This is a genomic window from Streptomyces sp. NPDC001606 (assembly GCF_053596835.1).
Window position 1 is genome coordinate 23,102 of record NZ_JBSFHC010000021.1, and the last position, 25,817, is coordinate 48,918.

Annotated in this window: 24 protein-coding genes; 11 read left to right on the plus strand and 13 right to left on the minus strand. The window is 74.1% G+C overall.

Features of this window, described 5'->3' with window-relative positions:
- Window positions 1-9 precede the first annotated feature (9 nt).
- The gene (gene murQ / locus ACWCV9_RS30655; protein ID WP_450791430.1) at window positions 10-936 is read right to left on the minus strand and encodes an N-acetylmuramic acid 6-phosphate etherase; all 927 of its coding nucleotides are present in this window, start codon (window positions 934-936) and stop codon (window positions 10-12) included.
- 59 nt (window positions 937-995) lie between these two features.
- Window positions 996-1,901 (minus strand): MurR/RpiR family transcriptional regulator, encoded by a 906-nt coding sequence (locus ACWCV9_RS30660; protein WP_450791431.1) that lies wholly within the window; start codon window positions 1,899-1,901, stop codon window positions 996-998.
- Between the two features lie 56 nt (window positions 1,902-1,957).
- Between ACWCV9_RS30660 and ACWCV9_RS30665 the strand changes: the two genes are divergently transcribed.
- Entirely contained in the window at window positions 1,958-2,347 is a 390-nt protein-coding gene (locus ACWCV9_RS30665; RefSeq protein WP_450791433.1) for a hypothetical protein, read from the plus strand.
- A gap of 7 nt (window positions 2,348-2,354) precedes the next feature.
- Complete coding sequence (locus tag ACWCV9_RS30670; RefSeq protein ID WP_385842092.1) at window positions 2,355-2,624, plus strand: DUF4031 domain-containing protein; 270 nt, start codon at window positions 2,355-2,357, stop codon at window positions 2,622-2,624.
- Window positions 2,625-2,666: 42 nt separating this feature from the next.
- Here ACWCV9_RS30670 and ACWCV9_RS30675 read toward each other — a convergent pair whose 3' ends face one another.
- Both ACWCV9_RS30675 and ACWCV9_RS30680 read right to left on the minus strand, forming a co-directional pair.
- Window positions 2,667-3,770 (minus strand): GNAT family N-acetyltransferase, encoded by a 1,104-nt coding sequence (locus ACWCV9_RS30675; protein ID WP_450791434.1) that lies wholly within the window; start codon window positions 3,768-3,770, stop codon window positions 2,667-2,669.
- Window positions 3,771-3,796: 26 nt separating this feature from the next.
- Window positions 3,797-4,465 carry an HD domain-containing protein gene (locus ACWCV9_RS30680; RefSeq protein ID WP_450791436.1) on the minus strand — a complete coding sequence of 223 codons (669 nt, stop codon included), beginning with the start codon at window positions 4,463-4,465 and terminating at the stop codon, window positions 3,797-3,799.
- A gap of 119 nt (window positions 4,466-4,584) precedes the next feature.
- Here ACWCV9_RS30680 and ACWCV9_RS30685 point away from each other — a divergent pair, with 119 nt between their 5' ends.
- Window positions 4,585-5,292 carry a copper homeostasis protein CutC gene (locus ACWCV9_RS30685; RefSeq protein WP_450791437.1) on the plus strand — a complete coding sequence of 236 codons (708 nt, stop codon included), beginning with the start codon at window positions 4,585-4,587 and terminating at the stop codon, window positions 5,290-5,292.
- 398 nt (window positions 5,293-5,690) lie between these two features.
- Here the strand turns inward: ACWCV9_RS30685 and ACWCV9_RS30690 are convergent, their stop codons facing one another.
- Window positions 5,691-6,341 carry an LppU/SCO3897 family protein gene (locus ACWCV9_RS30690; RefSeq protein WP_450791439.1) on the minus strand — a complete coding sequence of 217 codons (651 nt, stop codon included), beginning with the start codon at window positions 6,339-6,341 and terminating at the stop codon, window positions 5,691-5,693.
- Between the two features lie 39 nt (window positions 6,342-6,380).
- Window positions 6,381-8,471 carry a HelD family protein gene (locus ACWCV9_RS30695; RefSeq protein ID WP_450791441.1) on the minus strand — a complete coding sequence of 697 codons (2,091 nt, stop codon included), beginning with the start codon at window positions 8,469-8,471 and terminating at the stop codon, window positions 6,381-6,383.
- Between the two features lie 285 nt (window positions 8,472-8,756).
- On the opposite strand from ACWCV9_RS30695, the gene ACWCV9_RS30700 reads away from it, so the two are divergent.
- Window positions 8,757-8,939 (plus strand): hypothetical protein, encoded by a 183-nt coding sequence (locus ACWCV9_RS30700; protein ID WP_450791442.1) that lies wholly within the window; start codon window positions 8,757-8,759, stop codon window positions 8,937-8,939.
- A gap of 7 nt (window positions 8,940-8,946) precedes the next feature.
- Here ACWCV9_RS30700 and ACWCV9_RS30705 read toward each other — a convergent pair whose 3' ends face one another.
- Window positions 8,947-10,590 (minus strand): DNA repair helicase XPB, encoded by a 1,644-nt coding sequence (locus tag ACWCV9_RS30705; protein WP_450791444.1) that lies wholly within the window; start codon window positions 10,588-10,590, stop codon window positions 8,947-8,949.
- Window positions 10,591-10,684: 94 nt separating this feature from the next.
- Window positions 10,685-13,345, minus strand: coding sequence for a helicase-associated domain-containing protein (locus ACWCV9_RS30710; protein WP_450791446.1), 2,661 nt, complete (start codon window positions 13,343-13,345; stop codon window positions 10,685-10,687).
- A 98-nt stretch (window positions 13,346-13,443) separates the two neighbouring features.
- Here ACWCV9_RS30710 and ACWCV9_RS30715 point away from each other — a divergent pair, with 98 nt between their 5' ends.
- Together ACWCV9_RS30715 and ACWCV9_RS30720 are read left to right on the plus strand one after the other, a co-directional pair.
- Window positions 13,444-14,547 (plus strand): hypothetical protein, encoded by a 1,104-nt coding sequence (locus ACWCV9_RS30715; protein ID WP_450791448.1) that lies wholly within the window; start codon window positions 13,444-13,446, stop codon window positions 14,545-14,547.
- 69 nt (window positions 14,548-14,616) lie between these two features.
- A complete protein-coding gene (locus tag ACWCV9_RS30720) occupies window positions 14,617-15,231 on the plus strand; it encodes an HAD family hydrolase (RefSeq protein ID WP_450791450.1) in 615 nt (204 codons plus the stop codon).
- Window positions 15,232-15,266: 35 nt separating this feature from the next.
- Here ACWCV9_RS30720 and ACWCV9_RS30725 read toward each other — a convergent pair whose 3' ends face one another.
- Entirely contained in the window at window positions 15,267-15,524 is a 258-nt protein-coding gene (locus ACWCV9_RS30725) for a hypothetical protein (protein ID WP_450791451.1), read from the minus strand.
- Window positions 15,525-15,688: 164 nt separating this feature from the next.
- Between ACWCV9_RS30725 and ACWCV9_RS30730 the strand changes: the two genes are divergently transcribed.
- Window positions 15,689-16,072, plus strand: a complete 384-nt coding sequence (locus ACWCV9_RS30730) for a cold-shock protein (protein ID WP_450791453.1) — start codon at window positions 15,689-15,691, stop codon at window positions 16,070-16,072.
- A gap of 23 nt (window positions 16,073-16,095) precedes the next feature.
- Here the strand turns inward: ACWCV9_RS30730 and ACWCV9_RS30735 are convergent, their stop codons facing one another.
- The 4 genes from ACWCV9_RS30735 to ACWCV9_RS30750 form a co-directional block, all read right to left on the minus strand.
- Window positions 16,096-16,959, minus strand: coding sequence for a 1,4-dihydroxy-6-naphthoate synthase (locus ACWCV9_RS30735; protein WP_450791455.1), 864 nt, complete (start codon window positions 16,957-16,959; stop codon window positions 16,096-16,098).
- Window positions 16,946-17,746, minus strand: coding sequence for a futalosine hydrolase (locus tag ACWCV9_RS30740; RefSeq protein WP_450791457.1), 801 nt, complete (start codon window positions 17,744-17,746; stop codon window positions 16,946-16,948). The genes ACWCV9_RS30735 and ACWCV9_RS30740 overlap by 14 nt, the downstream gene beginning before the upstream one ends.
- A complete protein-coding gene (locus ACWCV9_RS30745; protein WP_385842073.1) occupies window positions 17,719-18,192 on the minus strand; it encodes a DUF2771 domain-containing protein in 474 nt (157 codons plus the stop codon). Before ACWCV9_RS30745 ends, ACWCV9_RS30740 begins: the two co-directional genes overlap by 28 nt.
- Before the next feature lie 207 nt (window positions 18,193-18,399).
- Complete coding sequence (locus tag ACWCV9_RS30750) at window positions 18,400-19,800, minus strand: MFS transporter (protein ID WP_450791459.1); 1,401 nt, start codon at window positions 19,798-19,800, stop codon at window positions 18,400-18,402.
- Between the two features lie 292 nt (window positions 19,801-20,092).
- On the opposite strand from ACWCV9_RS30750, the gene ACWCV9_RS30755 reads away from it, so the two are divergent.
- The 4 genes from ACWCV9_RS30755 (at window position 20,093) to ACWCV9_RS30770 (ending at window position 25,802) form a co-directional block, all read left to right on the plus strand.
- A complete protein-coding gene (locus tag ACWCV9_RS30755; RefSeq protein WP_450791460.1) occupies window positions 20,093-21,019 on the plus strand; it encodes a DUF3027 domain-containing protein in 927 nt (308 codons plus the stop codon).
- A 51-nt stretch (window positions 21,020-21,070) separates the two neighbouring features.
- Window positions 21,071-21,535, plus strand: a complete 465-nt coding sequence (locus ACWCV9_RS30760) for a GNAT family N-acetyltransferase (RefSeq protein ID WP_450791462.1) — start codon at window positions 21,071-21,073, stop codon at window positions 21,533-21,535.
- 76 nt (window positions 21,536-21,611) lie between these two features.
- On the plus strand, window positions 21,612-24,770 hold the full coding sequence (locus ACWCV9_RS30765; protein WP_450791464.1) for a sacsin N-terminal ATP-binding-like domain-containing protein: 3,159 nt from the start codon (window positions 21,612-21,614) through the stop codon (window positions 24,768-24,770).
- A 198-nt stretch (window positions 24,771-24,968) separates the two neighbouring features.
- The gene (locus ACWCV9_RS30770; protein WP_450791466.1) at window positions 24,969-25,802 is read left to right on the plus strand and encodes a hypothetical protein; all 834 of its coding nucleotides are present in this window, start codon (window positions 24,969-24,971) and stop codon (window positions 25,800-25,802) included.
- Window positions 25,803-25,817: the final 15 nt, after the last annotated feature.

The window sequence follows — 25,817 nt, forward strand, 5'->3', positions numbered from 1 at the left end:
GCGTGCGGGTCAGCGGGCGGCGTGCGCCAGCGCGGCACGCAGCCGGCCGCCGGACTCCTCCAGAAGGCGGGCGGCCGTCGGGCCGTCGACATCGGCGAGCAGGGCGAGGATCGCCTGTTTCACCTCGCCGCCGGACGCGGTGAGGGCGCGCTCGATCTCCTCGTCCGACGCGCCCGTGGCCAGGGACACGATCCGCCGGGAGCGGGCGCGCAGCTTGTCGTTGGAGGCGCGGACGTCGACCATCAGGTTCCCGTACGTCTTGCCCAGCCGGATCATGGTGATCGTCGACAGCATGTTCAGGACCAGCTTCTGGGCCGTGCCCGCCTTCAGCCGCGTGGACCCGGTGATCAGCTCCGGGCCGACGACGACCTCGATGCCGTGCTCGGCGGCGGCCGCGAGGGCGCTGTGCTCGTTGCAGGCCAGGCCGATGGTGAGCGCGCCCAGGGCACGGGCGTGCGCGACGGCGGTGACGGCGTAGGGGGTACGGCCGGAGGCGGAGATGCCGACGACGGTGTCGTCCGGGGTGAGCTTCAGCGCGTCCAGGTCCCCGCGGGCCAGCTCCGCGGAGTCCTCGGCGCCCTCGACGGATGTCAGCAGGGCGTCCGGGCCGCCCGCGATCAGGCCGACGACCTGGGCGGGGTCGGTGTTGAAGGTGGGCGGGCACTCGGCGGCGTCCAGCACGCCGAGCCGTCCGGCGGTGCCGGCGCCGGCGTACACCAGGCGTCCGCCCCGGCCCATGCGCATCGCCACCGCGTCCACGGCGGCGGCGATGCGGGGCAACTGGGCGGCGACGGCGCCGGCCACGCCCGCGTCCTCGCCGTTCATCAGGCGGGCGATCTCGAGGGTGGGCAGTTCGTCGATCTCGGCCAGCTCGGGCCGGAAGGCCTCGGTGGTCAGGGAGTCCAGCTGGCTGCGCAGGTCGGAGGAGGAGGTCATGGGGGGCGGCTCTTTCAGGTGCGGGGGGTGTCGTCGGGGGCGTCCGGGGGTGCGGACGCTCACCTGCGGGTCGAGCGGTGCCGGTGGGCCAGCGCCTCGTACGACGCCGCCAGAGCAGGCGCCGCCGTCTCGTACGTCCGCTGCGCCACCCCTACGAACAGGCAGTCCACGACCAGCAGTTGACTGGTCCGGGAGGACATCGCGGCGGGCCGCAGCTCGGTCTCCCGGGAGGTGGAGGTGGTCAGCACATGGTCGGCGTACTGGGTGACCGGCGAGTCCGGGCGGCCGGTGATGGCCACCGTCGTCGCGCCGCGCTCGAACGCCACCCGGAGCGGCTCGATGACGTCCCCGGTGGAGCCGGAGTGCGTGATCGCGATCGCCACGTCGCCCGAGCGGAGCTGTACGGCGTTGGTCACCGCCAGATGCGGGTCGCTGTGCGCGTGGGCTATGAGGCCTATGCGCAGCAGCTTCTGGGTGAGGTCCTGGGCGACCAGCCCGGACGCCCCTATGCCGTACACGTCGGTGCGCCGGGCGGTGGCCAGCGCGGAGACGGCCGCGCCCAGTTGGGCGGTGTCGAGTCCGGCGGCGGTGTCGGCGAGGGTCTGCTGCTCCTCGTAGGCCAGCTTGGCGACGACGTCGGCGATCGGGTCGTCCACCGCGATGTCGGTGGTGATGGCGGGGGCGCGCCCGGACTGCTGCTGCGCGGCGAGCCCGGCGAGCGCGAGGCGCAGATCGCGGTAGCCGGGATAGCCGAGCAGCCGGGCGGTGCGGACGACGGTGGCCTCGCTGGTCCCGGTGAGTTCGGCGAGGCCGGTGACGGTGAGGGCGGCGCAGCCGGCCGGGTCGTTGGCGACGGCCTCGGCGACGCGCTGCATGGACCGGGTCATGGACGGGGCGAGGGTGCGCACCTTGGCGGCGAGGGAGCCGCCCGGACTTCCGAAACTTTCCTTCACGTCCTTGGTCACAGGTGAAAGCTATTTTCGGTTCGGTGCTGGGGTCAAGAGTGCGCACAATGGGTCGTATGGAGCCCGTCAGCCCCCTCAGCCCCCTGGAACAGGCCCTGCACGCCGCCCGCGCGCTGGTGCTCGCCGATCTCGTCGCGCGGGAGGTCGCCCAGGCGGACGTCGTCTCGCTGGTGGAGGACTCGATCGCGCAGCGGCGCTGGTGGGTCGAGCAGTGGCCGGACGGCGCCGGGTATGTGGCCGGGCTGGTCGCCCAGGACGTGCAGGACGCGCTGCTGGAGCGGTACGGCCGCTGGCCGCTGTGCCCGGTGTGCGGCTCCGGCGACCCGCACGCGCTGGACGTGGAGCCGGAACTGGGCCCCGACCCGCACTGGGTGTGCCACAAGGCGGGCGTGCGGGTCGCGGCGGTGGGCTCGCTCGGGCCGGCCGTCGGCGGGGCGTCCTCGTGAGGCGCCCGTGACGGTCTATGTCGACCCGCCGGCCTGGCCCGGTCACGGCCGTATGTGGTCGCACCTGGTCAGCGATGTGTCGTACGACGAACTGCACCGGTTCGCCGCGACCTTGGGGGTGCCCCGGCGGGCTTTCGAACGCGACCACTACGACATTCCGTCGCACCGGTACGCGGAGGTGGTGGCGGCCGGCGCGGTGGAGGTCAGCAGCCGTGAGGTGGTACGGCTGCTGCACGCGTCGGGACTGCGCCGGCGCAAGGGGCGGCGGCAGCCGTAGCCCTCAGGGGTGGCTCTCAGGGGTGGCTCTCAGGGGTGGCTCTCAGGCGTGGCGGATGTAGAGCTGGAGTGCCTCGTCCATGCCGTGCTCCTCGTGGGCGAGCCGCTCCTCCGCCACGGTCGCCCGGGTGAACCCGGCCCGTGACACCACGCGCTGCGAGGGCACGTTGTCCCGCTCGATGGTCGCGAACACCATGTGGACGTCGTCGCGCGCCAGCGCCCACTCGGCGAGCGCGTTGAGGGCCTCGGTCGCGTACCCCTGACCCCGGGCGTCCTCGACCAGGTCGTAGCCGATCTCGACGCGGCCCTCCTCGTCCGGGACGCCGTGGAAGCCCATGCCGCCGATCGCCAGGCCGTCCTCGTGCCGGACGAGGGCGAAGAGGCCGAACTCGGGCCGGTGCACGCCTGCTTCGTACGCCTTGAGCAGGTACGAGGCGGCCTCCCGGGTGCCCTGGTAGGGCTCGCCCCCCAGCCAGGTGAAGCCGCCGTCGCCGCCCAGCCGCAGATCGTGGGCGGCGCCCGGGCGGACGCCGGTGAGGGTGACACGCTCGGTGCGGATGGTGAGGTTGTTGTACCAGTGCCACTCGGTCACCGGCGCGCGGCCGGGCAGCTCGCCGCGCCCGGTGGCCCACAGCAGGGTCGGCCAGGGCGCGGGGCCGGGCTGGACGTGCGGGAAGAGCCAGGCCAGCACGGATTCGGCCAGCTCGGCGGGGGGGTCGTAGGCGATCCCGAGGCCCTGCGCGATGTCGTGGGTGTGCAGCAGGATCTCGGTGACGCCCATCGCGGCGCAGCCGGTGCGGTCGGCGCTGCCGAAGGGGTAGGGGTGGAAGGTGCGGGCGGTGGGCGCGGCGGCGCGGACGGTGGTGGCGAGGAGCGCGCCGGTGGACTCGATGACCTTCAGCAGGCCCGCGTTGTCGGCCCCGTCGTCCAGGGCGAGGTGGAACGGGACGCGGACGTCCTCGACGCCGACCGCCAGTCCGCTCGCGTAGCGCAGGAGGGCGTAGCCGATGTGCTCGGCCGTCTTCCGGCAACTCCACTCCAGGCGCCCGGCGCCGGCCTCCTCCCAGTCCCGGTCCAGTGCCGGTCGCAGTGCCGCCGTGCAGCTCGCCACGGCCTCGGTCAGATGGTCAGCGTCTGTCGGTCGCATGCGCGCAGGGTATGGGCCGGCGGCGGTCAGGTCGACAGCATTTCCAGCTCCGAGGCGAGGTTGTGGCGGGCGGTGGCCTCCCAGTTCCGCCGGCCGTACGGGGTGTGGAACAGGCGTGGCAGCGCGAGAAGTTGGCGCAGGATCGCCGAACGGCCCGCGCGGAAGGCGTCGTTGGGCACGAAGTGGTACTCCTCGCGGACCTCGGCGGTGTAGACGGCGTACGCCGACGGAGGGGCGGCCAGGATGGCGAGATCCGCGTCGCACAGCACCTGGCCGTTGCGGTCGTCCTCGGCGGGGTCGTGGCCGACGGTGAGCCGGACCAGCCGGGCCACCTCGGCGGTCGTCGGCTCCGGCACCCCGGCCTCCGGCAGCGCGCGCTCGGCCAGCCGCGCCGACCGCTCCTCGTTCTCGGACCGCTCGGGGAGGTAGACGGCGTCGTGGAACCAGGCGGCGAGGCGTATGGCGTCCGGGTCGGCCGCGTGGTCCTGGAGGAGGTCGACACGGTCCAGGACGGCGGTGAGGTGGGTGAGCGTGTGATACCGGCGCTGCGGCTCCTGCCAGCGGGCGAGGAGGTTGTCGGCGTACGGCGCCGGGTCGGGGGCGGGGCCGTTGCCTGAGGGGCGGGTGCCCCCCGACTCGCGGGCTCCTTCGAGGGCGCGGGCGAAACGCAGACGCAGGGCGTCGAGATCGGCCATGCCCTCATTCTCCCGTGATTCTCCCGTGCCCTCCCTCCGCAGGCGCAGCGGGTGAAGCAGGGAGAGGCGTAGTCTTGGATTGGACTAGACCTGTGCCCGCAGCCGACGAATGGGGTCTCATGAGCAAGCGTGCAGTCCTGGAGGTGATCGCCCTCGGCCCCGAGGACGCGGTCGCCGCCCAGGCCGGAGGCGCGGACCGCCTCGAACTGGTCACGGAGATGGCGGCGGACGGGCTGACCCCGTCGGTGCACACCTTCACGGCGATCCGGGCGGCCGTCGACATCGACCTGCGCGTGATGCTGCGGCTGGCGGACGGATTCGCGGCGGGGGACACGCACCGCCTGGTCCGGGTGGCGCGGCAGCTGCGGGACGCGGGCGCCGACCAGTTCGTCCTCGGCTTCCTCGACGCCGAGGGCCGGGTCGACCTGGCCGCCGTGGAAGAGGTGGTGGCCGCGCTGGACGGCTGCCCGTGGACCTTCCACCGGGCCATCGACCGGGCCGCCGACCGGGACGCGCTGCGCGGGCGGCTCGCCGGACTGCCCGGCCTGGACACCTACCTCACCGCGGGCTCCGCCACCGGCGTGGACGACGGTCTGGCCACGCTGGTCGCCGAGGCGGCGCGGAGCGGCCGGCCCGGGTACGAGCAGCGGATCATGGTCGGCGGCGGCCTGCGCCTGGAGCATGTGCCGCGGCTGCGGGCGGCCGGTATCGACGCCTTCCACATCGGCGGCGCGGCCCGCCCCGAGGGCTGGGCGGGCCCGGTCTCGACGGAGGCGGTGGCCCACTGGCGTTCCCTCCTGGACGAACGCATCACGGCCACCGCCTGAGCGCCCCGGCCGCCCCAGCACCCCTCCGACGCACGGGCGCCCTCCCGGCCGAACGCCCGCCGAGGCGCCCTGCCTTCCCGGCCGGGCGCCTGTCGCCTGGGCGTACGGCCGTCGGGCCGGGGTGGTCTGCCCGGGCAGCCCCTGCCGTCGCGCCGTACGACTGCCGAGGCGCCCGGCCGAGCCCTTGCCGATGGGCCGTATGACGGCCGAGGCGCCCTGCCTTCCCGGCCGAGCGCCTGCTGCCGGGCCGTACGACCGCCGAGCCGGGGCGGCCTGCCGGGCCGAGCCCTGCCGTCGGGCCGTACGGCCACCGGCTGAGCGCCCCCGCCCCCCAGGCACCGGCCTCCCGGGCGAAGCCCTGCGTGGGGTCGGCGCGGCTCCGCGGGGCGGGTCCGGCGTCAGCCTGCCGTCGCGCCGATGATGATGAGCAGGACGAACAGGGCGAAGCCCGTGAGCGGGAGCAGGCCCACCATGCCCATCGGCCGCCGCAGGACCGGGGCGCCCGGGTCCAGCGGGGCGCGCCAGGCGCCGGCCGGCTCGGGGAGGTTGCGGAGCTTCTTCAGGGTGAAGAGATTGATCAGCAGCGTGATCGGCGTGATCAGCGACGACGCCGGACCCCACCACCCCTGCGCCATGGTGTCCGACTGCATCTTCCGGAATATCGCGGTCCCGCAGGTGCGGCAGAAGACGCCCTGCCGCCGCAGGAAGCGCATCATCACGATGAAGCCCTGGTGGCCACGGACGGTCACCTGCTCGGCGGGCGCCGCCCCGCACACCTCGCACCCGACACCGGGGGCCGGCGGATAAGGAGCCGCGGCGGCCTGCGGGTTGTAGGCGTAGCCGGCGGCGCCCTGCGGGGCCGGGACGGCGGCCGGGGGCTGGCCGTAGCCACCGGGCGCGTGCGGGTACGGCGCGGCGGGCTGCCCCACGGGGGCCGCGGCCGGCGGCTGGGCGTACCCGGCGGGCGCCTGCTGGTACGGGCCGGGCGCCTGCTGGTACGGGCCGGGGTTCTGCTGGTACGCGGGGTGCGAAGGCGGAGGCGTGCTCAAGGGAGGCCTTTCACGGGGACGAGCGGGACGGCCGACACCCTACTCACCGCCCGCCGCTCCGAGTTCCGCAGGCACCGGTGCCGAGTGCGCCACGATCAGGCCCGACACCGCACGGGTCAGCGCCACGTACAGCCGCCGCAGGCCCGTCCGTTCGTCCGGCTCGCCGTCGACCACCGCCTGCGGCTCGTCCAGGACCACGTAGTCGTACTCCAGACCCTTGGCGAGAGACGCCGGGACCAGCGTCAGCCGGGTCTCACGGGTGGTCTCCGCGCCGGGTTCGAGATACGCGATCCCCGCCGCCGTCAGCGCCTCGGCCAGCACCGGCACCCGCGCGTCCGCGGCGATCAGCCCGATCGAGCCCTCGTGCCGCAGCAACTCCTCGCAGGCGGCGACGACTTCCGCCTCCGTGCCGACCGGGCGGATCTCGAAGAAGCCCGGGTTCTCCCGGACGGAGGCGACCGGGGTGAGCCCCGGCGCGATGTGCGGGAGCAGCCGGGAGGCGTAGGTGATGACGTCCGTGGGGACACGGAAACCGGCCGTCAGCTCCTCCACCACCCCGTCCGGCTTGCCGAGATGCCCCAGCGCATCCGCCCAACTCCGGGTCGCCCAGGGGGTCGTGCCCTGCGCCAGATCGCCCAGCACGGTCGCGCTGCCGGTCGTACAGCGCCGCCCCACGGCCCGGTACTGCATCGGCGACAGGTCCTGCGCCTCGTCCAGCACCACATGGCCGAGCGAGTGCGTGCGCTGGATCAGGTCGGCGGCCTCGTCGACCAGCACCGCGTCCGCCGAGGACCACTTGGCCGACTTCACGCTCCGCACCGGCTTCGCCCACAGGATCGTCTTCTGCTCGTCCTCGTCGAGGATCCCCTCCGCGTGCTCGGCGAGGAACTCCGCGTCGGTCAGCAGCCGCAGCACCAGCTTGGCCGGGTCGACGGCCGGCCAGACCGCTTTCACGGCCGCCTTCACCGCGGCGTTGCGCGCGACCGCGTCCTGCACCCGGTCGTCCGGCGCCTCCCCGGCCCGCTCCATCTGCACCAGCACCGCGTGCGCGATCCGCTGCGGCAGCGCCTCCCGGGCGGCGCCGTACCGGATGTCCCGGTCCAGCAACTCCCGTACCAGCTCCTCGATTTCGTACGCCGGGACCCGCCAGCGCCGCGACCCGCGTACGACCACCACGGGCTCGGTCGGCATGGTCACGTGCGCGTACAGCGCCCGGCGCAGCACCTCGGCCATCCGCGCGTCGCCCTTGATCACGGCCGCGGCCGCGTCGTCCGTGCCGCGCACCTCCACATGCGCGACCAGGTCGTCCACGGTGGCCTGCTGGACGGACAACTCGCCCAGCGCGGGCAGCACTTGCTCGATGTAGTGCAGGAAGGAGCGGTTCGGTCCGATGACCAGGGTGCCGGTGCGGGCGAGCCGCTCCCGGTGGGCGTAGAGCAGATAGGCGACCCGGTGCAGACCGACGGCGGTCTTACCGGTGCCGGGGCCGCCCTGCACACAGACCGTGCCGGACAGACCGGAGCGCACGATCTCGTCCTGCTCCGGCTGGATGGTGGCGACGATGTCCCGCATCGGACCGACACGCGGCCGCTCGATCTCCTGCTGGAGCAGCCTGCTGGTGGCGGCGGTCTCCTCCGGGTCGGAGAGATGCTCGTCCTCGTACGCGGTCAGATCGCCGCCGGTGTAGCCGAAGCGACGGCGCAGCCCGACGTCCATGGGGTCCTTCTTGGACGCCCGGTAGAACGGCTGCGAGACCGGCGCACGCCAGTCGATCACCATGGGGTCGCCGTCGGCGTCGTGCACATGCCGCCGCCCGATGTAGAACTGCTCGCCCTCCGCGCCCTCGGCCTGCGCCGTGCCCGGGGCGTGCAGATAGTCGAGCCGCCCGAAGAACAGCGGGGTGTCGCTGAGGTCCGCCAGCGCCTTGATGCGGTCGTCGATCTGGCGGGCGAGCACCTCGGCGTTGACCCAGTTCGCGGTGACGTCGCGGATGTCCAGGGACTCCACGTCCTCGCGCATGGCGCGCAGGGCGGCGCGGGACGCGGCGAGGTGGGCGCGCTCCCGGCCGAGGGGGTCGGCGTGGGCGGCGGAGTGCTGGGCGTCGAGCGGTTCTTGTGCGGGCGCGGACAAGGGAGTGCCTCCGGTGGACCTGCGGGGTGGCTACGACGGTGCCGTCCGGTTTCCGTCCGGGCGGCGGCGCTCCGTGGGGGAGGCGGGCAAGAGCGGAGATTGTAGGGGAGGCGGCGCGGCAGGGGCCAACGAATTTCCGGCCACGGCTACCGCATGCCGGCCCCCTAGGGGATGGAAGGCCCCCGGACTAGGGGGCCGCCTCCACCCGGAGGTGCAGGCGGAGCCGTCAGGAATTGGCTCCGCAGACCGATGCGGACTACCCGCCCGACGTTCCACCATGGAGACATGACCGCAGCAACCATCTCCCCAGGCCCTGTCCGGCCCCCGAGCGGCGCCACGGCTGTGGACGGCGCCCCCCGCCACCTGATCGGCAGCGCCCTGCGCGCGATCAAGGTGTTCGCGGAGGCGGCGTTCGGCGTGGTCGTGCTCGGTGAGTACGGCGAGGACGTGGGCATACGCAGAAAGTGAGCCGGCTCTACCCCTCGGCGAGGATCTCGTCCGCGTCCATGATCCGGTAGGCGTACCCCTGCTCGGCCAGGAAGCGCTGGCGGTGGGCGGCGAAGTCCTGGTCGATGGTGTCCCGGGCGACCACCGAGTAGAAGTGCGCCTGGTGACCGTCCGCCTTCGGGCGCAGCACCCGGCCGAGCCGCTGGGCCTCCTCCTGCCGGGAGCCGAAGGTGCCGGACACCTGGATGGCGACCGTGGCCTCGGGCAGGTCGATGGAGAAGTTCGCGACCTTGGAGACGACCAGGACGCTGATCTCGCCCTCGCGGAAGGCGTCGAAGAGCTTCTCGCGCTGGGCGTTGGAGGTCTCGCCCTTGATCACCGGCGCGTTCAGATGCTCGCCCAGCTCGTCCAGCTGATCGATGTACTGGCCGATCACCAGGATCTGCTGCCCGGCGAACCGGCGGACGATCGCCTCGGTCACCTTCCGCTTGGTGTCCGTGGTGGCACAGAAGCGGTACTTCTCCTCCGCCTCGGCGGTCGCGTAGGCGAGCCGCTCGGAGTCGGTGAGATTGACCCTGACCTCGACACAGTCGGCGGGCGCGATATAGCCCTGCGCCTCGATCTCCTTCCAGGGGGCGTCGAAGCGCTTGGGCCCGATCAGCGAGAACACGTCCGACTCGCGGCCGTCCTCACGGACCAGGGTGGCCGTCAGCCCCAGCCGCCGCCGGGCCTGGAGATCGGCGGTGAACTTGAACACCGGAGCCGGAAGGAGGTGCACCTCGTCGTAGACGATCAGACCCCAGTCCCGGGAGTCGAACAGCTCCAGGTGCGGATAGACGCCCTTCCGCTTGGTCGTCAGCACCTGGTAGGTGGCGATGGTGACCGGGCGGATCTCCTTCTTCGTGCCGCTGTACTCGCCGATCTCCTCCTCGGTCAGCGAGGTCCGCTTCACCAGCTCGTGCTTCCACTGCCGGGCGGAGACCGTGTTGGTGACGAGGATCAGCGTGGTGGACTTGGCCTGCGCCATGGACCCGGCGCCCACCAGCGTCTTGCCCGCACCGCAGGGGAGCACGACCACGCCGCTGCCGCCGTGCCAGAAGTTCTCCACGGCCTGCTTCTGGTACGGCCGCAGCGTCCAGCCGTCCTCCAGCAGCTCGATCGGGTGCGCCTCACCGTCCACATACCCGGCGAGGTCCTCGGCCGGCCAGCCCAGCTTCAGCAGCGTCTGCTTGATCTGCCCGCGCTCGGAGGGGTGCACGACCACCGTGTCCGGGTCGATCCGCGCGCCGACCAGCGGGGCGATCCGCTTGGACTTCAGCACCTCCTCCAGCACCGGCCGGTCGGTGGTGGTGAGGACGAGTCCGTGCGCCGGGTGCTTGCTGAGGGTGAGCCGGCCGTAGCGGTCCATCGTCTCGGCGATGTCCACGAGCAGCGCGTGCGGCACGGGATAGCGGCTGTACTCCACGAGCGCGTCCACGACCTGCTCGGCGTCGTGCCCGGCGGCCCGCGCGTTCCACAGGCCGAGCGGGGTCACCCGGTAGGTGTGGATGTGCTCGGGCGCCCGCTCCAGCTCGGCGAAGGGCGCGAGGGCCCGACGGCAGTCGTCGGCCCGCTCGTGGTCGACCTCCAGGAGGAGGGTCTTGTCGGACTGGACGATCAGCGGACCATTCACGCGCGGCACACCCTTTCCACACGGCCATTCGAGTACGGCCAAACGTCCAGTGTGCCTCACCGACGGCGACGGGGCCGTATGTGTGCCACAGCGCTCAGTCCTCCGCCAGTTCCGCCACGCCCGTGATGCGGTGGAGGGGGTAGGTGCGGACCTCGTCGGCGGTGTGGTCGTAGGCCGTGACGAAGCCGCCCTCGACGCGGATCGGGGCGATGACCCGCTGGCTGGCGGCGCCCTCGGCGTTGACATAGCCGATCCACAGGGACTCGCCGGTCAGGACGGCCGCCTGGACGGTGGCCAGGGTCTCGGCGGAGGAGGTGCGGGGCAGCTCGCCGCCCGCGAGGGGGGCGGCGGAGCCGGGCGGCTTGCGCGGGGTGGTCGCGGCCAGGTCGCCGGCCCGGATCGCGCGGATCGCCGCCGCGAGAAGCGTGGGGTCGGGCGGCGGCGGACCCTCCGGCACCGGCTCGGGCGCGGTGCGCGGCGGGGTGCGGTGGGCGTGGGCCCGGGTGATCAGGACGTCGCCCTCGGCGGACTCGGCGGCGGGCGCGTAGCCCATCGCGCGCAGCCCCTCCAGCAGGGACGCCGGGTCGGTCTGGGCGGCCAGCACGGTCGGGGCCAGGCGGCGCAGCCGCAGCGGGGCGGCGCGCTTGTCGGCGAGGATCTCGCCCAGCAGGGTGTCGTCGTCGCAGCGGACGTACGCGGAGGCGGCGCCGACCCGCAGATGGCCGTGCTTACGGGCCACGTCGTCGATCAGATAGGCGAGCGGCTGCGGGACCGGCGTACGGGAGTGCTGGGTGAGGAAGGCGTGCAGATCGGCGGCGGTGCGGCCGGCGTCCAGGGCGCGCCGGACCGAGGCGGGGGTGAACCGGTACACCGTCGCCCCGCCCTTGGACTCCACGTCCGCGAGCACGCCCAGCATGTCGGCGAGCGGGCGCTGGAGGGGCCCGGGGGCCACCGCCGTCAGGTCGGCCTGGAGCAGGACGTGGTCCAGCGGCTCCGGGAGGAGCGGGGCGAGAAGCCGGGCGGCGGCGGCCGTCGCCACGGCCTGCTCACCGGGGGCGAGCGGCGCGGACCCGGCGACGGGCCGGCGGTGATGGACGGGGAGCTTGTCGCCGGGACCGGAGGGTTCGAGGGAGGGGGAGGGGGAGGGTTCCCCCGTGGGTGCCGGGCTTCCCGTCGGCCCGGCCCCGGGGTGTCCCGCCGGCCCGGCTGCCGTATGCCGCGTCGGCCCGGCTGCCGTATGCCCCGCCGGTCCGGCCTCCGTGTGTCCCGGCGGGCCGCCGAGCAGGGCGCGGCCGTGGGCCGACAGGGCGCCGCGGCCGGTGATGCCGAGGAGTTCCGCCTCGGTGAGTGTCCAGCGGGCGAGCCGGGTGCGCAGATCGTCGGAGCCGTCCTGCTGCGGGCCGCGCAGCGGGCGTTCCCAGCTCAGCCGGGCCAGCACCGACTCCTGGTCGGGGGCGGCGCCCTCCGGCAGCGCGGCCAGCAGGGTCAGCACCCGGTGCCGTACCTCGGGGGCGGCGGAGCGGTCGAGGCCGGGGCCGAGCGCGGAGAGCGTACGGTCCTTGGCGTCCCGGCCGCCGACCAGCCCAGAGGTGCGGGTGGCCGTGAGCCAGGCCTCGGCGAGCCGGGCCCAGCGTTCGGCGGGGGGCCGTTCGAGCCACTCGTCGTAGGCGGGGGTGGCCGCGTACCGCTCGTCGGCCTCGCCGTCGGAGGCGACCAGCCCGGCCGTGTAGGCCAGCTCGGCCCAGAAGGCGGCCACCGGTTCGGACACGTCGAGGGCGACGGCGGTCCGCTTCAGGTCCCGCACGCTCAGCCCGCCGGCCCGCAGCACCGCGGGCCCGCCCTCGTCCCAGTCCTTCAGCAGCTCCTCGACCGTGGCGAGCGCGGTGTACGCCTGCCCGGCCGCCGTGGCGTCCACCATCCGGGGACTGTGCGTGGCGGCCGCCTCGACGGCGGGCGGCAGCGGCTCCGGCGCCCGGTGCGCGCGGCCCTCGCGCAGGTGCAGGGCCACCTCGCGGGGCAGTACGACCGTGCCCGGCGCGGTGGGCAGCAGCAGGCCCCGGTCGAGCAGCCAGCGCACATGGGCGGCCGGTTCCGCGGTGACCTGCCCGTACGGCGGCCCCCACACCAGCCGGGACAGCACCTCCCGGGCGCCCTCCGGCGCGCCGGCGAGCAGCTTGGCCATCTTCTTCCGGTGGCCGAACAGGGCGGACAGCGCACCCACCGCGGACACCGAGTCATGGGTCGAGGGCAGCCCGGCCGCCGCGACGATCTCCTGGATCCGGCCCGGCGACATGCCGGAGGCGGCCTCCTGCACGGTGGGTCCGAGCCCGGTCGGGGAGGGCCGCCCGGGGGCGGGCGCGAGCAGTTCGCGGGCGGTGCGGACGAGCCGGAGCCGGTCGTCGTCGCCCCACACCAGCGCCTGTTCGCGCAGGGTGGCGAGGGCGTGCGGGAGCGCGGCGGCCACGGTGGGGTCACCGCTGTCGCCCGCCATCAGACCGAGCAGGACCGGGTACGGGGCCGGGTCCGGGGCGACGGCCAGCGCCTCCGCGGTCTGGAGGGCGAACCGGTCCAGCCGTTCCAGGGCGCGCAGCACCGAGGCGCGGGTACCGGCGCGGGTGGCCAGCTGGGTGAGGTCGGTGGGGACGGGCGTGATGAGGTCCGGGCGGCTGCGCAGAAGCACGGCCAGGGAGGCGTCGTCCCGGGCGCGGAGTGCCTCCGCCAGGGACCGAGGGGCGGTGTGGGCCTCGGGGCTCATCCGGTCAACGGTAGCGGACGCTCCGGTCCGTCCGGTGGCCGAGAAGGAGTACGGTCCTCACGGGGTTTCAGTCGGCGTCGCCCCGGAGGGGTATTCCGTTGGGGATCGAAAGCGACCAGGTCGTCTACGAGTATCTGAGCCGCGTCGGGGACATCGCCCAGCAGCGGCAGTTGCCCTCGTCCACGCGGATGCGGCTCGTGTCCGAGCTGCGGAACGAGATCGACCGGCACCGGGCCAAGGCGACGGTGGACTCCCCGGCGGCCGTCCGCCGCATCCTGGAGCGCCTCGGCAGCCCGGACGAGGTGGTCACGGCGGCGGGCAGCGGATCCGGTGGGCCGGGCGGGGCGGGCGTGCCGCAGCCGCCGGCCGCCTCGGTGCCCGTACAGCCGGCGCCGTGGGAAAGGACATCGGGCTCTTCGGGTGCTTCGGGTGCTTCGGGCGAGGAGCGGCCGAAGGGGCTGCGCCGGGTGCCGCGGCCGCGCCGCAGGCCCGCCGAGCCGGCCCCGCCGTCCGCTCCGCGCGATGTGCCGTCCCCGCCGCATCTCGCCGGGACGCAGGAACTCGGGGGCAGCGCGGTGCAGCCGGACTGGTGGCGGGTGGCGCCGGGGCCGGGCGGCTTCGCCGAGACCGACTCGGTTCCGGGCTTCGTGGGGGGAGTGGAGATTCCGGAGCTGCTCCGGCGGCCGCCGCAGCGGGAGGAGGAGCCGGACGGGCAGCTCACGGAGGAAGCGGCACCGGAGCCGGAAGCGGCGGTCCGGCGCCGTGGCCTCTTCGGCCGCCGGACCCCGGCCGCGCCCGCCGCCGCGGCGGCCGCGGACGAACCGGCCGCGGCCCCGGCCCGCCGGCGTCTCCTGGCCCCGGCCGGCGGCTGGTCCAACCCCCTTCTGCTGCTGGCCGCCGCCTCGCTGGTGGCCGGGGCCGTGCTCGGCAGCTGGATCGCGCTGCTCCTGGGCTGGCTGATCGCCTACGGCTCACGGCGGCTGAGCCCGGCGGAGAGCAAGTGGGCGGTGCTGGTGCTGCCCGGTACGGCGGCGGCGGCCGGGATGGTGTGGCTGTGGGGCAGGCAGACGGGCCGCTGGGGCGAGCGGATCGCCCAGGGGCATATGAGCGACGCGATCGGGCAGACCTGGCCGTGGGTGGTGCGGGGTGCGGCGGTGGCGTCGGCGCTGTATCTGGTCTGGCGCTCACAGCGGCAGCGGTAGCTGTACCGTGCACCGGCCCGGCCGAATAAACGGTCACCCCGCCCGGCGCGACCCGGCAGAATGATCCCCATGACCCTCACCGTCGGCTTCGATCTCGACATGACCCTCATCGACTCCAGGCCGGGCATCCGCGCCTGCTATCTGGCACTGTCGGAGCGGACGGGGACGTACATCGACGCGGACCTCGTCGTCACCCGGCTGGGACCGCCGCTCGCCGACGAGATGGCCAACTGGTTCCCGGCCGAGCAGGTGCCCGCGATGACGGATCTGTACCGGGAGATGTACCCGTCGTACGCCATCGCCGCGACCCCCGCCATGGCCGGTGCGCGGGAGGCGCTCGCCGCGGTGCGGGAGGCCGGCGGGCGGACGATGGTGGTGACGGCGAAGTACGAGCCCAACGCCAAGCTGCACCTGACCCACCTCGCCCTCGAGCCGGACGTGGTCGTGGGCGACCTGTGGGCCGAGCAGAAGGCGGAGGCGCTGCGCGAGTACGGCGCGGACGTGTACGTCGGCGATCACACCGGCGATGTGCGCGGGGCGCGTGCGGCGGGCGCGCTGTCGGTGGCGGTGGCCACCGGCCCCTGCCCGGCCGGCGAGCTGCGCGCGGCCGGTGCGGATGTGGTCCTGGAGGACCTGTCCGCCTTCCCGGCATGGCTGTCCGCCCACCGGGCGGCCGCGGCCTGACACGGCCCGGGCCCGGCACCCGCCGCACGGCGGGCTCAGTGGGCGGCCGAGGCGTCCCGTGCCTGGCGGCGGCCCGCGGCGATCGAGCGGAGTACGCCCGCCCCGGCGAGCAGGAATCCGACCGCCATGAGCATGCTCAGGCCGTACATATAGGTCGGAAAAGGCTTCGCGCCGAGGAACAGCGGAACCACCGTGACCAGGGTGGCCAGGGCACCGATGAAGAAGACGACGGCACCGGCGCGGATCAGTCCGTCACCGGGTGCGGCGGAATTCGTTTGGGTTTTGTCACGCACCGGACCAGGGTAGTTCCCTGCGCGAGAGAACAACCGGGGGACGTCTTGTCACCCGCCCGAAGACCATTAGCCTTGGTAGCGGCGGGTCACGGTCGACCCGCTCTAGTGCTATCAAGAGCCGTTTCCGAGCAGTTTTCCCAACGAGTACGAGGACGAGGACAGACGTGCCTACCGGCAAGGTCAAGTGGTTCAACAGCGAGAAGGGCTTCGGCTTTCTCTCCCGCGACGACGGCGGTGACGTCTTCGTCCATTCCTCTGTTCTCCCCGCCGGCGTCGATGCGCTCAAGCCCGGACAGCGGGTGGAGTTCGGTGTCGTCGCCGGTCAGCGCGGCGACCAGGCGCTGTCGGTGATCCTGCTGGACCCGACCCCGTCCGTCGCCGCCGCCCAGCGCAAGAAGCCGGACGAGCTGGCCTCGATCGTGCAGGACCTGACGACCCTCCTCGAGAACATCACCCCGATGCTGGAGAAGGGCCGTTACCCGGAGAAGACCTCCGGCAAGAAGATCGCCGGGCTGCTGCGCGCGGTCGCCGACCAGCTGGATGTCTGACCGGCTGGATCTCTGACCAGCAGCTAGACCGCCGGGAAGGCGAGCGCATCCGGGCCGAGGGGCGGCAGCAGCCCCTCGGCCGCCGCGCGGGTGAGCAGCCCGCGGACCGCCGCGTAGCCGTCCTCGCCGAGGTCGGCGGTGAACTCGTTGACGTAGAGACCGATGTGCTGGTCGGCGACGGCCGGGTCCATCTCCTGGGCGTGCTCCATGACGTACGGCCGGGAGGCCTCCGGGTCGTCCCAGGCGGCGCGGACCGAGGTGCGGACGGCGTCCGCGAGCCGGCCGAGCGCCTCGGCGCCCAGCGAGCGCTTGGCGATGATCGCGCCCAGCGGGATCGGCAGCCCGGTGGTGTGCTCCCAGTGCTCGCCCATGTCGGCCAGCTTGTGCAGCCCGTAGTCGCGGTAGGTGAACCGGGCCTCGTGGATGACCAGTCCGGCGTCCACCTTCCCGTCCCGCACGGCCGGCATGATCTCGTGGAACGGCATGACCACGATCTCGCCGACCCCGCCCGGCAGGGTGTCCGCCGCCCAGAGGCGGAACAGCAGGTAGGCGGTCGACTTCTCGCTCGGCACGGCCACCGTACGGCCCGTCAGGTCGGTGCCCGCCTCCCGGCTGAGCACGAGCGGCCCGCAGCCCCGCCCGAGCGCACCGCCGCACGGCAGCAGCGCGTACTCGTCGAGGACGTACGGCAGGACGGCGTACGACACCTTCAGGACGTCGAACTCGCCGCGCTCGGCCATGCCGTTGGTGAGGTCGATGTCGGCGAAGGTCACGTCCAGCGCGGGGGCGCCGGGGACACGGCCGTGGGCGAGGGCGTCGAAGACGAAGGTGTCGTTCGGGCAGGGGGAGTAGGCGATCTGCAAGGACCGCTGCTCAGTGGTCGTCATGCTGGTTCCAACTCTCCAGTGCGGGCGCGAGCTTCCCGAAGGCCTCGGTCAGGGCGGCGAGGGCGTCGCCGATGCGCCAGGCGGCGCGGTCGCGGGGGCCGACCGGGTTGGAGATCGCGCGGATCTCCAGGACGGCCGTGCCGTGCGCGTCGGCGGCCTCGGCGACCCCGAACCCCTCCATGCCCTCGGCGAGCGCCCGCGGGTGCCGGGCGCGCAGCTCGGTGGCGCGGGCGGCGGTGCCGGTGACGGTGGAGACGGTCAGGACGGTGCCGGCCGGGGCGCCGGTGGCCTGGGTGGCGGCGCGGACGAGTGATCTCGGCGGGTGGTGCTGGACGGTCCCGAAGCCCAGTTCGGTGACCGGCAGGAAGCCGTCGGCGGTCTCGGCGCCCAGGTCGGCGACGGCGATCCGGTCGGCGACGACCAGCGACCCGACGGGCGCCTCCGGCTGGAAACCGCCGCCGATCCCGGCCGAGACGACCAGGTCGTACGGGGTACCGGCGAGCCGGGCCGCGGTGAGGGCGGCGGAGACGGAGGCGGCGGCGCGGGCCGGGCCGACGCCGGCGTCGAGCAGGTCCCAGCACCCGGCTCCGAAGGCCGCGCGCAGCAGACCCGTGCCGGGCAGCCACAGCTGCTCGAACGGCGAGTCAGCGGCCTCCGGCGACTCCGGCGACCCCGGTGCGAAAAACGCACGTGCCACCGCGTCCCGTTCGGCCGGGACGGCGGTGGCGACGAGGATCCGGTTCCGTGCGGACGTCGGAATCAGGCCTTCTTCAGCTTGAAGGCCCACACGCCCTTGGCGGGGCTGGTGCCCATCTGGATCAGGACGGTGTTGGTGTCGCCCTCGGTGCCGTACTGGGCGTTGAAGAACGCGCTGCCGGGGATCGTGCGGTAGGTCTTCTTGCTGGTGTCCGTGAACTGACGGCCGTTCACCAGGAGCGTCCAGCCGCTGTCCGCGATCTTCGGGTCGACGCCGAAGCGGACGGTGGAGTCCTGGTCGACCTTGATGGACTTGGCGTCGTTGGAGTTCTTGGCGCACTGCACCAGGGACTTGGTGTCCAGCGCCTTCCCGTCGTTGTAGCAGACCGCCTCGGAGTGGACCGAGTCCTCGCCGACGGTGATCGTCGCGACGGGCGTCGGCTTGTCGCAGGCCGACAGCAGAAGCAGTCCGGCGGAAACGGCGCCGGCGGCGGCGACGGCGCGGCGGCGTCGCACAGCGGATTGCAGCGTGGTCATGGCCGAAGGCTATCGGTCGCCCGGAGCCGTCCGCCCACGTGGGGTGCGGCGTGCCCGGTTCGTTACGCCGGGCGGGGCCGGGCGGCGTACCCGTGGCCGGTTCGTTATGCCGGCCGGGCGCCCGCCTTGCACCTCGTCGGAGCGCCCGCCGTCTGCCGGCCGGAGCGCCCGTGCCTGCCGCCGGTCGGCGGCCCCACGCGCCCCCGGTCAGCTCACCCGGGCCTGGGGATGGCCGCCGTGCCGGGCGGAGGACAGCAGCCCCTTCAACGTGGCCAGCCAGCCGACGGCCACGAAGCAGGCGCCGATCAGCAGGCCCAGGGGGCCGTTGAGCGGCAGCACGATGCCGACCGCGCCGCCGAACACCCACGCCATTTGCAGCAGCGTCTCCGAGCGCGCGAACGCCGAGGTGCGCACCAGCTCCGGCACGTCCCGCTGGATCAGCGCGTCCAGCGCCAGCTTGGCCAGCGCCTGCGCGAACCCGGCGACCGCGGCGAGACACGCCACCAGCACCGCCCCGAAGAACAGCGCCGCGACGATCGCCGTGCCCAGCACCACCGCGACGACCGTCACGATGATGATCTCCGGAGCGCGCGATTTCAGCCAGGCCCCCACGGCCGTACCGAGGGCGTTGCCCGCGCCCGCGGCGACCCCGACCAGACCCAGCGAGACCGCCGCGCTCTCCCCGGTCAGCGGGTGCTCGCGGAGCAGGAACGCGAGGAAGAAGATCAGGAAGCCGGAGAGGCAGCGCAGCGCGGCGTTGGCGCCGAGCGCGTGGGTGACGGCGGGGCCGACGGTCCGCAGCCCCGGCCGCTTCACCTCCGTGCGGTGAGGCCCGTGCAGATGCTGCGCGTCGGCGGCGAGCAGCGCCACGTCCTCGCCCTTGGCCGAGTCGACCTTCGGGGGCAGTGAGAACGACAGGAACGTTCCCGCGACGAAGATGACGAAGGCGCCGTAGAGCGGCCAGGGATCGCCGGCCCGGTGCAGCCCGGCGGCGATCGGCGCGGCCACACCGGTGGCGAGCAGTCCGGCGAGGGTGACCCGGGAGTTGGCCTTCACCAGGGAGAACCGGGGCGGCAGCAGCCGCGGTACGACGGCGCTGCGGACCACGCCGTACGCCTTGGAGGCGACCAGCACGCCGAGCGCGGCCGGGTACAGCTGGAGGCTTCCGGTGGCCACGGCGCCCGAGATGACCAGGGCGAGCAGCGCGCGGGCCAGCATCGCGCCGGCCATCGCGGCCCGGCGGCCGTGCGGCAGCCGGTCGAGGAGCGGGCCGATGACGGGGGCGAGGACGGTGAACGGCGCCATGGTGATGGCCAGGTACAGGGCCACCCGGCCGCGCGCCTCGTCGGTCGGCACGGAGAAGAAGACGGTGGAGGCCAGCGCCACGGTGACCATCACGTCCCCGGCGCCGTTCACGGCGTGCAGCTCGATCAGCTTGCCGAGCCCCGACTCGCCGGCTCCGTGCGCGTGGGTCGCCTTGCGGATGCCGCGGGCGGCACCGGTGACCGGCAGGTGCAGGGCACGCCCGACGGAGCGGACGGCGCCGCCGACCCGGCTCGCCCCGCCCAACCGAACACCACGCCTGTCCGCGGTTGCCACGTGCTTCATAGTGCCCCGAGAAGGCACCGGATAGTGCGCGACGACCCGGACATCCCGGGCGGGGTGTCGGGTCCGGCGGTGACATGCACGGTTGTGGAGGGGGTGGGAAAAGCTGCCGCGTGGCGGTAACGAATCTTGTTCGGTGTAGCGTGCGTATCTCAGCCATAACGCAGAATGGATGGCAGAGGTGCGCCCGAGCGCGCGGATGCAGACGTCGATGCGGTCCCCCGGTCCGCTCCGTCGGACAGCCCGCCGGAGGCAGCCGCACTCGTGGAGACGGCGTAGGAGAGAAGCGATACCTGTGAGCGCAGCGACAACGCGAAGCCGCACCCCCGACCGCCTGTGCGCCGAGGCCGTCGACCTCGCCCGCACCGCCGCCGAGGAGGCGGCCGCGCCCGGGGTGGTCGGCGAGCACGTCGGCCTGGTGTCGGAGGGCGACCGCGTTGTCACGCACTTCTTCGAGTGCAAGGAGCCGGGCTATCGCGGCTGGCGCTGGGCGGCGACGGTGGCCCGCGCCTCCCGCGCCAAGATCGTGACCCTGGACGAGGTGGTCCTCCTCCCCGGCCCGGACGCCCTCCTCGCCCCGGAGTGGGTGCCCTGGAGCGAGCGGCTGCGCCCCGGCGACATGGGCCCCGGCGATCTCCTCCCCACCGACCAGGACGATCTGCGCCTGGAGCCCGGCTACTCGGGCGAGGACGAGCCGCTGCCGAGCTCCCCGGTGTCCGAGGGGATGGCGGAACTGGCGGAGGCCGAGGACGCGGACGTCGCCCCCGGCACCCCCGCGGTCCAGCCCACGGTCCCGACCCGGGGCTCGATCGCGGCCGTCGCCGAGGAACTGGGCATGCGCCGCGCCCGGGTGCTGTCCCGGTACGGCCTGCACACCGCCGCCGACCGCTGGGAGGAGGCGTACGGCCCGAAGACGGCCATGGCCCAGGCGGCCCCCGCCTCCTGCGTGTCCTGCGGTTTCCTCAACCCCATCGGCGGCTCGCTGGGCCAGGCCTTCGGCGTGTGCGCCAACGAGTTCTCGCCGGCGGACGGCCGGGTGGTCTCCCTCGCCTACGGCTGCGGCGGCCACTCGGAGGCGGCGGTCATGCCGAAGCCCCCGCAGCCGGCCCCGCCGGTCCTCGACGAGACCCGGGTCGACCCCTTCCCGCTGCGCCCCGCCCGCGACTCGGGCTCGGTCCCGGAGATCGGCGACGAGGAGACGGCGGAGCTGGGCCACTCCTGAGCCCTCCCGCCACCGCGTCCACCTCCTGCACCGTCCTGTCACACTGCGCGGGTGATCATCAGACCCGCGCAGCAGCAGGACCTGCCAGGCTTTCTCGCTCTGGCGGCCCAGGTCGAGCACTGGTTCGGCCCGATGGTGGAGGACCCCGGCTTCCACCGGGCCGTGGAGAAGCACATCCGCCGGTCCACGGCCCTGGTGGCGGAAGCGGCGCATGCCGGACCGCTCGGCGCCCTCCTCTTCGGCGGTACGGCCCCGGTCCACGAGGTGCACTGGCTGGTCGTCGCCGAGCAGGCACGGGGCACGGGCGTCGGCCGCGCCCTGATGGAGGACGCGGTCGGCAGATTCGTGCCCGGCCCCGGCACGCTCCAGGTGACCACCTTCGGCCCCGACCACCCCGGCGCCGTCACCAGCGGCGCCCGCGCCTTCTACGAGAGCCTCGGTTTCACCCCCGCCGAGCCCACCGCCCCCGGCCCGGAGGGCGGCTCCCGGCAGATCTACCGCCGCGTGCTGCCGTAGGCCCCCGGACCCATCATGGGCAAGCCCCCGCCGCCCGGGCTGTACCTTCGTCCCCACGTAGGTGAGGAGAGTGAACGTGAGCAAGTACGTGCGTCCGGCTGCCGAGGGCGCCGACCCGTTCGGGACCGCCCGGCTGCGGCGCGGTGTGCTCGACGCCTGGGCCACCAGCCCCGCGCGGTTCCGCGAGGACGCCAACGCGGAGGAGGACCTGGTCCTCGGCGGCTACCGGGACCGTCTCGTCATCGAGCTGGCGCAGAACGCCGCCGACGCCGCCGCCCGGGCGAAGGTGCCGGGGCGGCTGCACCTCACCCTCCGGGACGGGGTCCTCGTGGCCGCCAACACCGGGGCCCCGCTGGACGCGACCGGTGTCGAGTCGCTGTCCACGCTGCGGGCCTCGGCCAAGCGGGACGCCGAGGCGACGCAGGGGGCCGTGGGCCGGTTCGGCGTCGGCTTCGCGGCCGTGCTCTCGGTGACCGACGAGCCGGCGATCGTGGGCCGCCACGGCGGGGTGCGCTGGTCGCTGGCCGAGGCCCGGGAGCTGGCCCGCGACACGGCCCGGCACAGCCCGGGACTCGGCGACGAGGTGCGCCGGCGGGACGGGCATGTGCCGCTGCTTCGGCTGCCGTTCGCCGCCGAGGGCACCGCTCCGCAGCCGTACGACACGGCCGTCATCCTGCCGCTGCGGGACGCGGCGGCCGCCGGTCTCGCCGAGCGGCTGCTGGACGCCGTCGACGACGCCCTGCTGCTCGCCCTGCCGGGGCTGGCCGAGGTCGTGATCGAGGTCGACGGCGCGGCTCCGCGCACCCTGCGCCGGGAGGCCGACGGCGCCGTCACCGTGGTGGCGGACTCGCGGGGCGGCACCACCCGGTGGCGGACCGTCTCCGCGCACGGCCCGCTCACCCCGGACCTGCTCGCCGACCGGCCCGTCGAGGAGCGGCTGCGGCCGCACTGGTCGGTGACCTGGGCCGTACCCGAGGACGGGGACGGGCGGCCCGGACGGCCCCGGACGTCGGCCGTCGTGCACGCGCCCACCCCCAGCGACGAGCCCCTCGGGGTGCCCGCGCTGCTCATCGCCTCCTTCCCGCTGGACACCACCCGCCGGCACGCCGCGCCCGGCCCCCTCACCGACTTCCTGGTGCAGCGGGCCGCCGACGTCTACACCGAACTGCTCGCCGAGTGGCGGCCGGTGACGGACGGGATCATCGACCTGGTCCCCGGGCCGCTGGGCAAGGGCGAGCTGGACGTGGCGCTGCGGCAGGCGATCCTGGAGCGGCTGCCACGCACCGCGTTCCTGCCCCCGGCGGCCCCGGCCGGGCGGGACGGCGAGAGCGGCAGCGAGCTGAGCGACAGCGAGCTGCCGGTGGCCCTGCGGCCCAGGGACGCCGAGGTCGTGGAGGGCGCCGGGGCGGACACCGTCCGGGTGCTCGCCGAGGTGCTGCCCACCCTGCTGCCCGCCGGGCTGGAGCGGCGCGCGGAGCTGCGCACCCTCGGTGTCGCCCGGCTGCCGCTGGCCGACGCCGTGGACCGGCTCGCCGGGCTGGAGAAGGACCCGGACTGGTGGTGGCGGCTGTACGACAGCCTCGCCGGGGTCGACCCCGACCGGCTGTCCGGGCTGCCGGTGCCGCTCGCGGACGGGCGGACCACCATCGGGCCCCGCCAGGTGCTGCTGCCCACCCCGGACGGCGCCCGGCTGGACGCGGACGTGCTGGGGCGGCTGGGGCTGAAGGTGGCCCACGAGGACGCCGCCCATCCGCTGCTGGAGAAGCTGGGCGCGCTGCCCGCGACCCCGCGCGCGGTGCTGACCACCCCGCAGGTGCGGGCGGCCGTCGCCGCCTCGCTGGACGAGGACGGCGGGATCGGCGGCTGGGAGGAGGACGCCCCGGACGCCGAGGAACTGGCGGACACCGTGCTGTCCCTGGTCCGGGACGCCGGCCTGGAGCCGGGTGACGAGCCCTGGCTGGGCGCCCTGGCGCTGCCCGACGAGGACGGGGAACTGGCTCCGGCCGGTGAGCTGGTGTTTCCCGGCAGCGCCTTCGCCCGGGTGATCCGGGAGGGTGAACTGGGCGCCGTCGACCAGGAGTTGGCGGAGCGCTGGGGGGAGCAGCCGCTGACCGCGTGCGGGGTGCTCGCGAACTTCGCGCTGGTGCGGGCCACCGATGTGGTGCTCGACCCGGACGAGCTGGAGCCCCGGGAGGGCGACTACGCCGAGCCGGACGACGCCGGGCTGCTGGACGCCGTGGACGTGTGGTGCGAGGACATCCTCGACCGGTTCCCGGACAGTCCGGTGCCGCCGGTCGCCACCGAACTCGTCGCCGTCCGCGATCTGGACCTCGTCGACGACGACCGCTGGCCGGAGGCGCTCGGGCTGCTCGCCCGGCCGCCGCTGCGCGACGCCCTCACCCAGCCGGTCCGCATCCTGCTGCACGACGGCACCCATGAGGTCGTACGGCCGTACACCGCGTGGTGGCTGCGCGGGCACCCGGTGCTCGACGGGCGCCGGCCGGCGGGTCTGCTCGCCGCCGGCGGGGACCCCATGCTGCGGGGCCTGTACGACGAGGCCGACGCCACCGGGTTCGAGGACGAGCAGGTGCTGCGGGCGCTCGGGGTGCGCACCTCCGTCGGCGCGCTGCTGGACGAGCCGGGCGGAGCCGCCGAGCTGCTGGACCGGCTGGCCGACCCGGAGCGGACCGTCACCCCGGCCCAACTGCACGCCTTGTACGGCGCGTTGGCCGAGCTGGACCCCGAGCAGGTGACCCTGCCGGACGAGCTGCGGGCCGTGGTCGACGGGCGGGTGGCGGTCGTGGACGCGGGGGAGGCGGTCGTGGTCGACTCGCCCGACCTGCTGCCGTTCACCTCCGGGGTGCCGCTGCTGCCGGTACGGCCGTCCCGCGCCGCCGACCTGGCCGAGCTGTTCCAGGTGCGCAGGCTGAGCGAGTCCGTCACCGGCGCGGTCGACTCCGAGGGCGCCGAGCACGACGTACCGGAGCCGGTGCGGGTGCTGCTCGGGCCGCGTACCCCCGAGCGGTACGTCGAGCACGAGGAGCTGGTCGTGGACGGCGTGGAGATCGACTGGCGGCTGACCGACGACGGGGTGCTGCACGCGGCCACGCTGGAGGGCGTCGCCGCCGGGCTGGCCTGGGCGGCGGGGCAGTGGCCGCGCCGGTTCGAGGTGGCCGCGCTGCTGGAGGACCCGTCCCGCACCGAGGAGCTGGCCCGCGACCGCTGGTTCGACTGAGCCAGCGGGTCCGACGGGGCGCCGAGAGAGAAAGGGCTCAAAACGGAGCCCTTTCTCTCACTTGTGCAATGGGTCGGTAATACGAGCCCAAAATCCCACCCCAGAGGGCTCCTCTCGTACAACCCGGCGCATCCCCCACGGGTCTCGTCCCGCGAGTCGACCGACTCCTAGGACACTCCTCCCTCCAGGGGAACGCACATGCGCATTCGTGCCACCGTGGCCGCCGTCTCCGGCGCCCTGGCCCTCTCCGCCTTCGCCGTCCCGGCCGCGCACGCGACCGGGACCGACGGCACGCCGTACACGCTGAACGCCGGCTTCTCGAACGTCTCGATCTCCAAGGCGATCAAGGTCGGCACCAGCAGCGAGGTCAGCGCCAAGTACACCTACACGCTGACGCACGGCGCCGACGTGGACATCCACGCGAGCGACTTCCACACGGACGTCTTCCTCTACCACGGCAGCTACAGCGACACCGCCCCCGAGCTGGACGGCGACGACTGGGCCACCTGCACGGACGTCACGTCGACCTCGGCCACCTGCACGGGGTACATCAACATCTACCCGGCCGACGGCGACCTGAAGATCGCCTGGGCGGGCAGCTGGAACGTGGCCGCCGAGGCCATCGCCTTCAACGGCCAGGACGAGCAGAACCCCGCCGACATGAGCAAGGTCGGCTACACGGACAACAGCAGCCTCGGCACCACCCTGGTGCAGCGCTACTCCAAGCAGACCGCCGCCGCCAGCTCGACCTCGGTCTACAAGGGCAAGACCTTCACCGCCTCGGGCAAGCTCTCCCGTGCCGACTGGGACGACCACCTGTACCACGGCTACGCCAACCAGCCGGTCCAGCTCCAGTTCCGCAAGGCCGGCACCACCACGTACACCACCGTCAAGACCGTGTACACCGACTCCTACGGCAACCTGAAGACCAGCGCCACCGCGAACTACAGCGGCTACTGGCGCTACAGCTTCGCCGGCACCTCCACCACCCCGGCGGCCACCGCCACGGGCGTGTACGTCGGCGTGAAGTAACCCCTTCCGGGCACC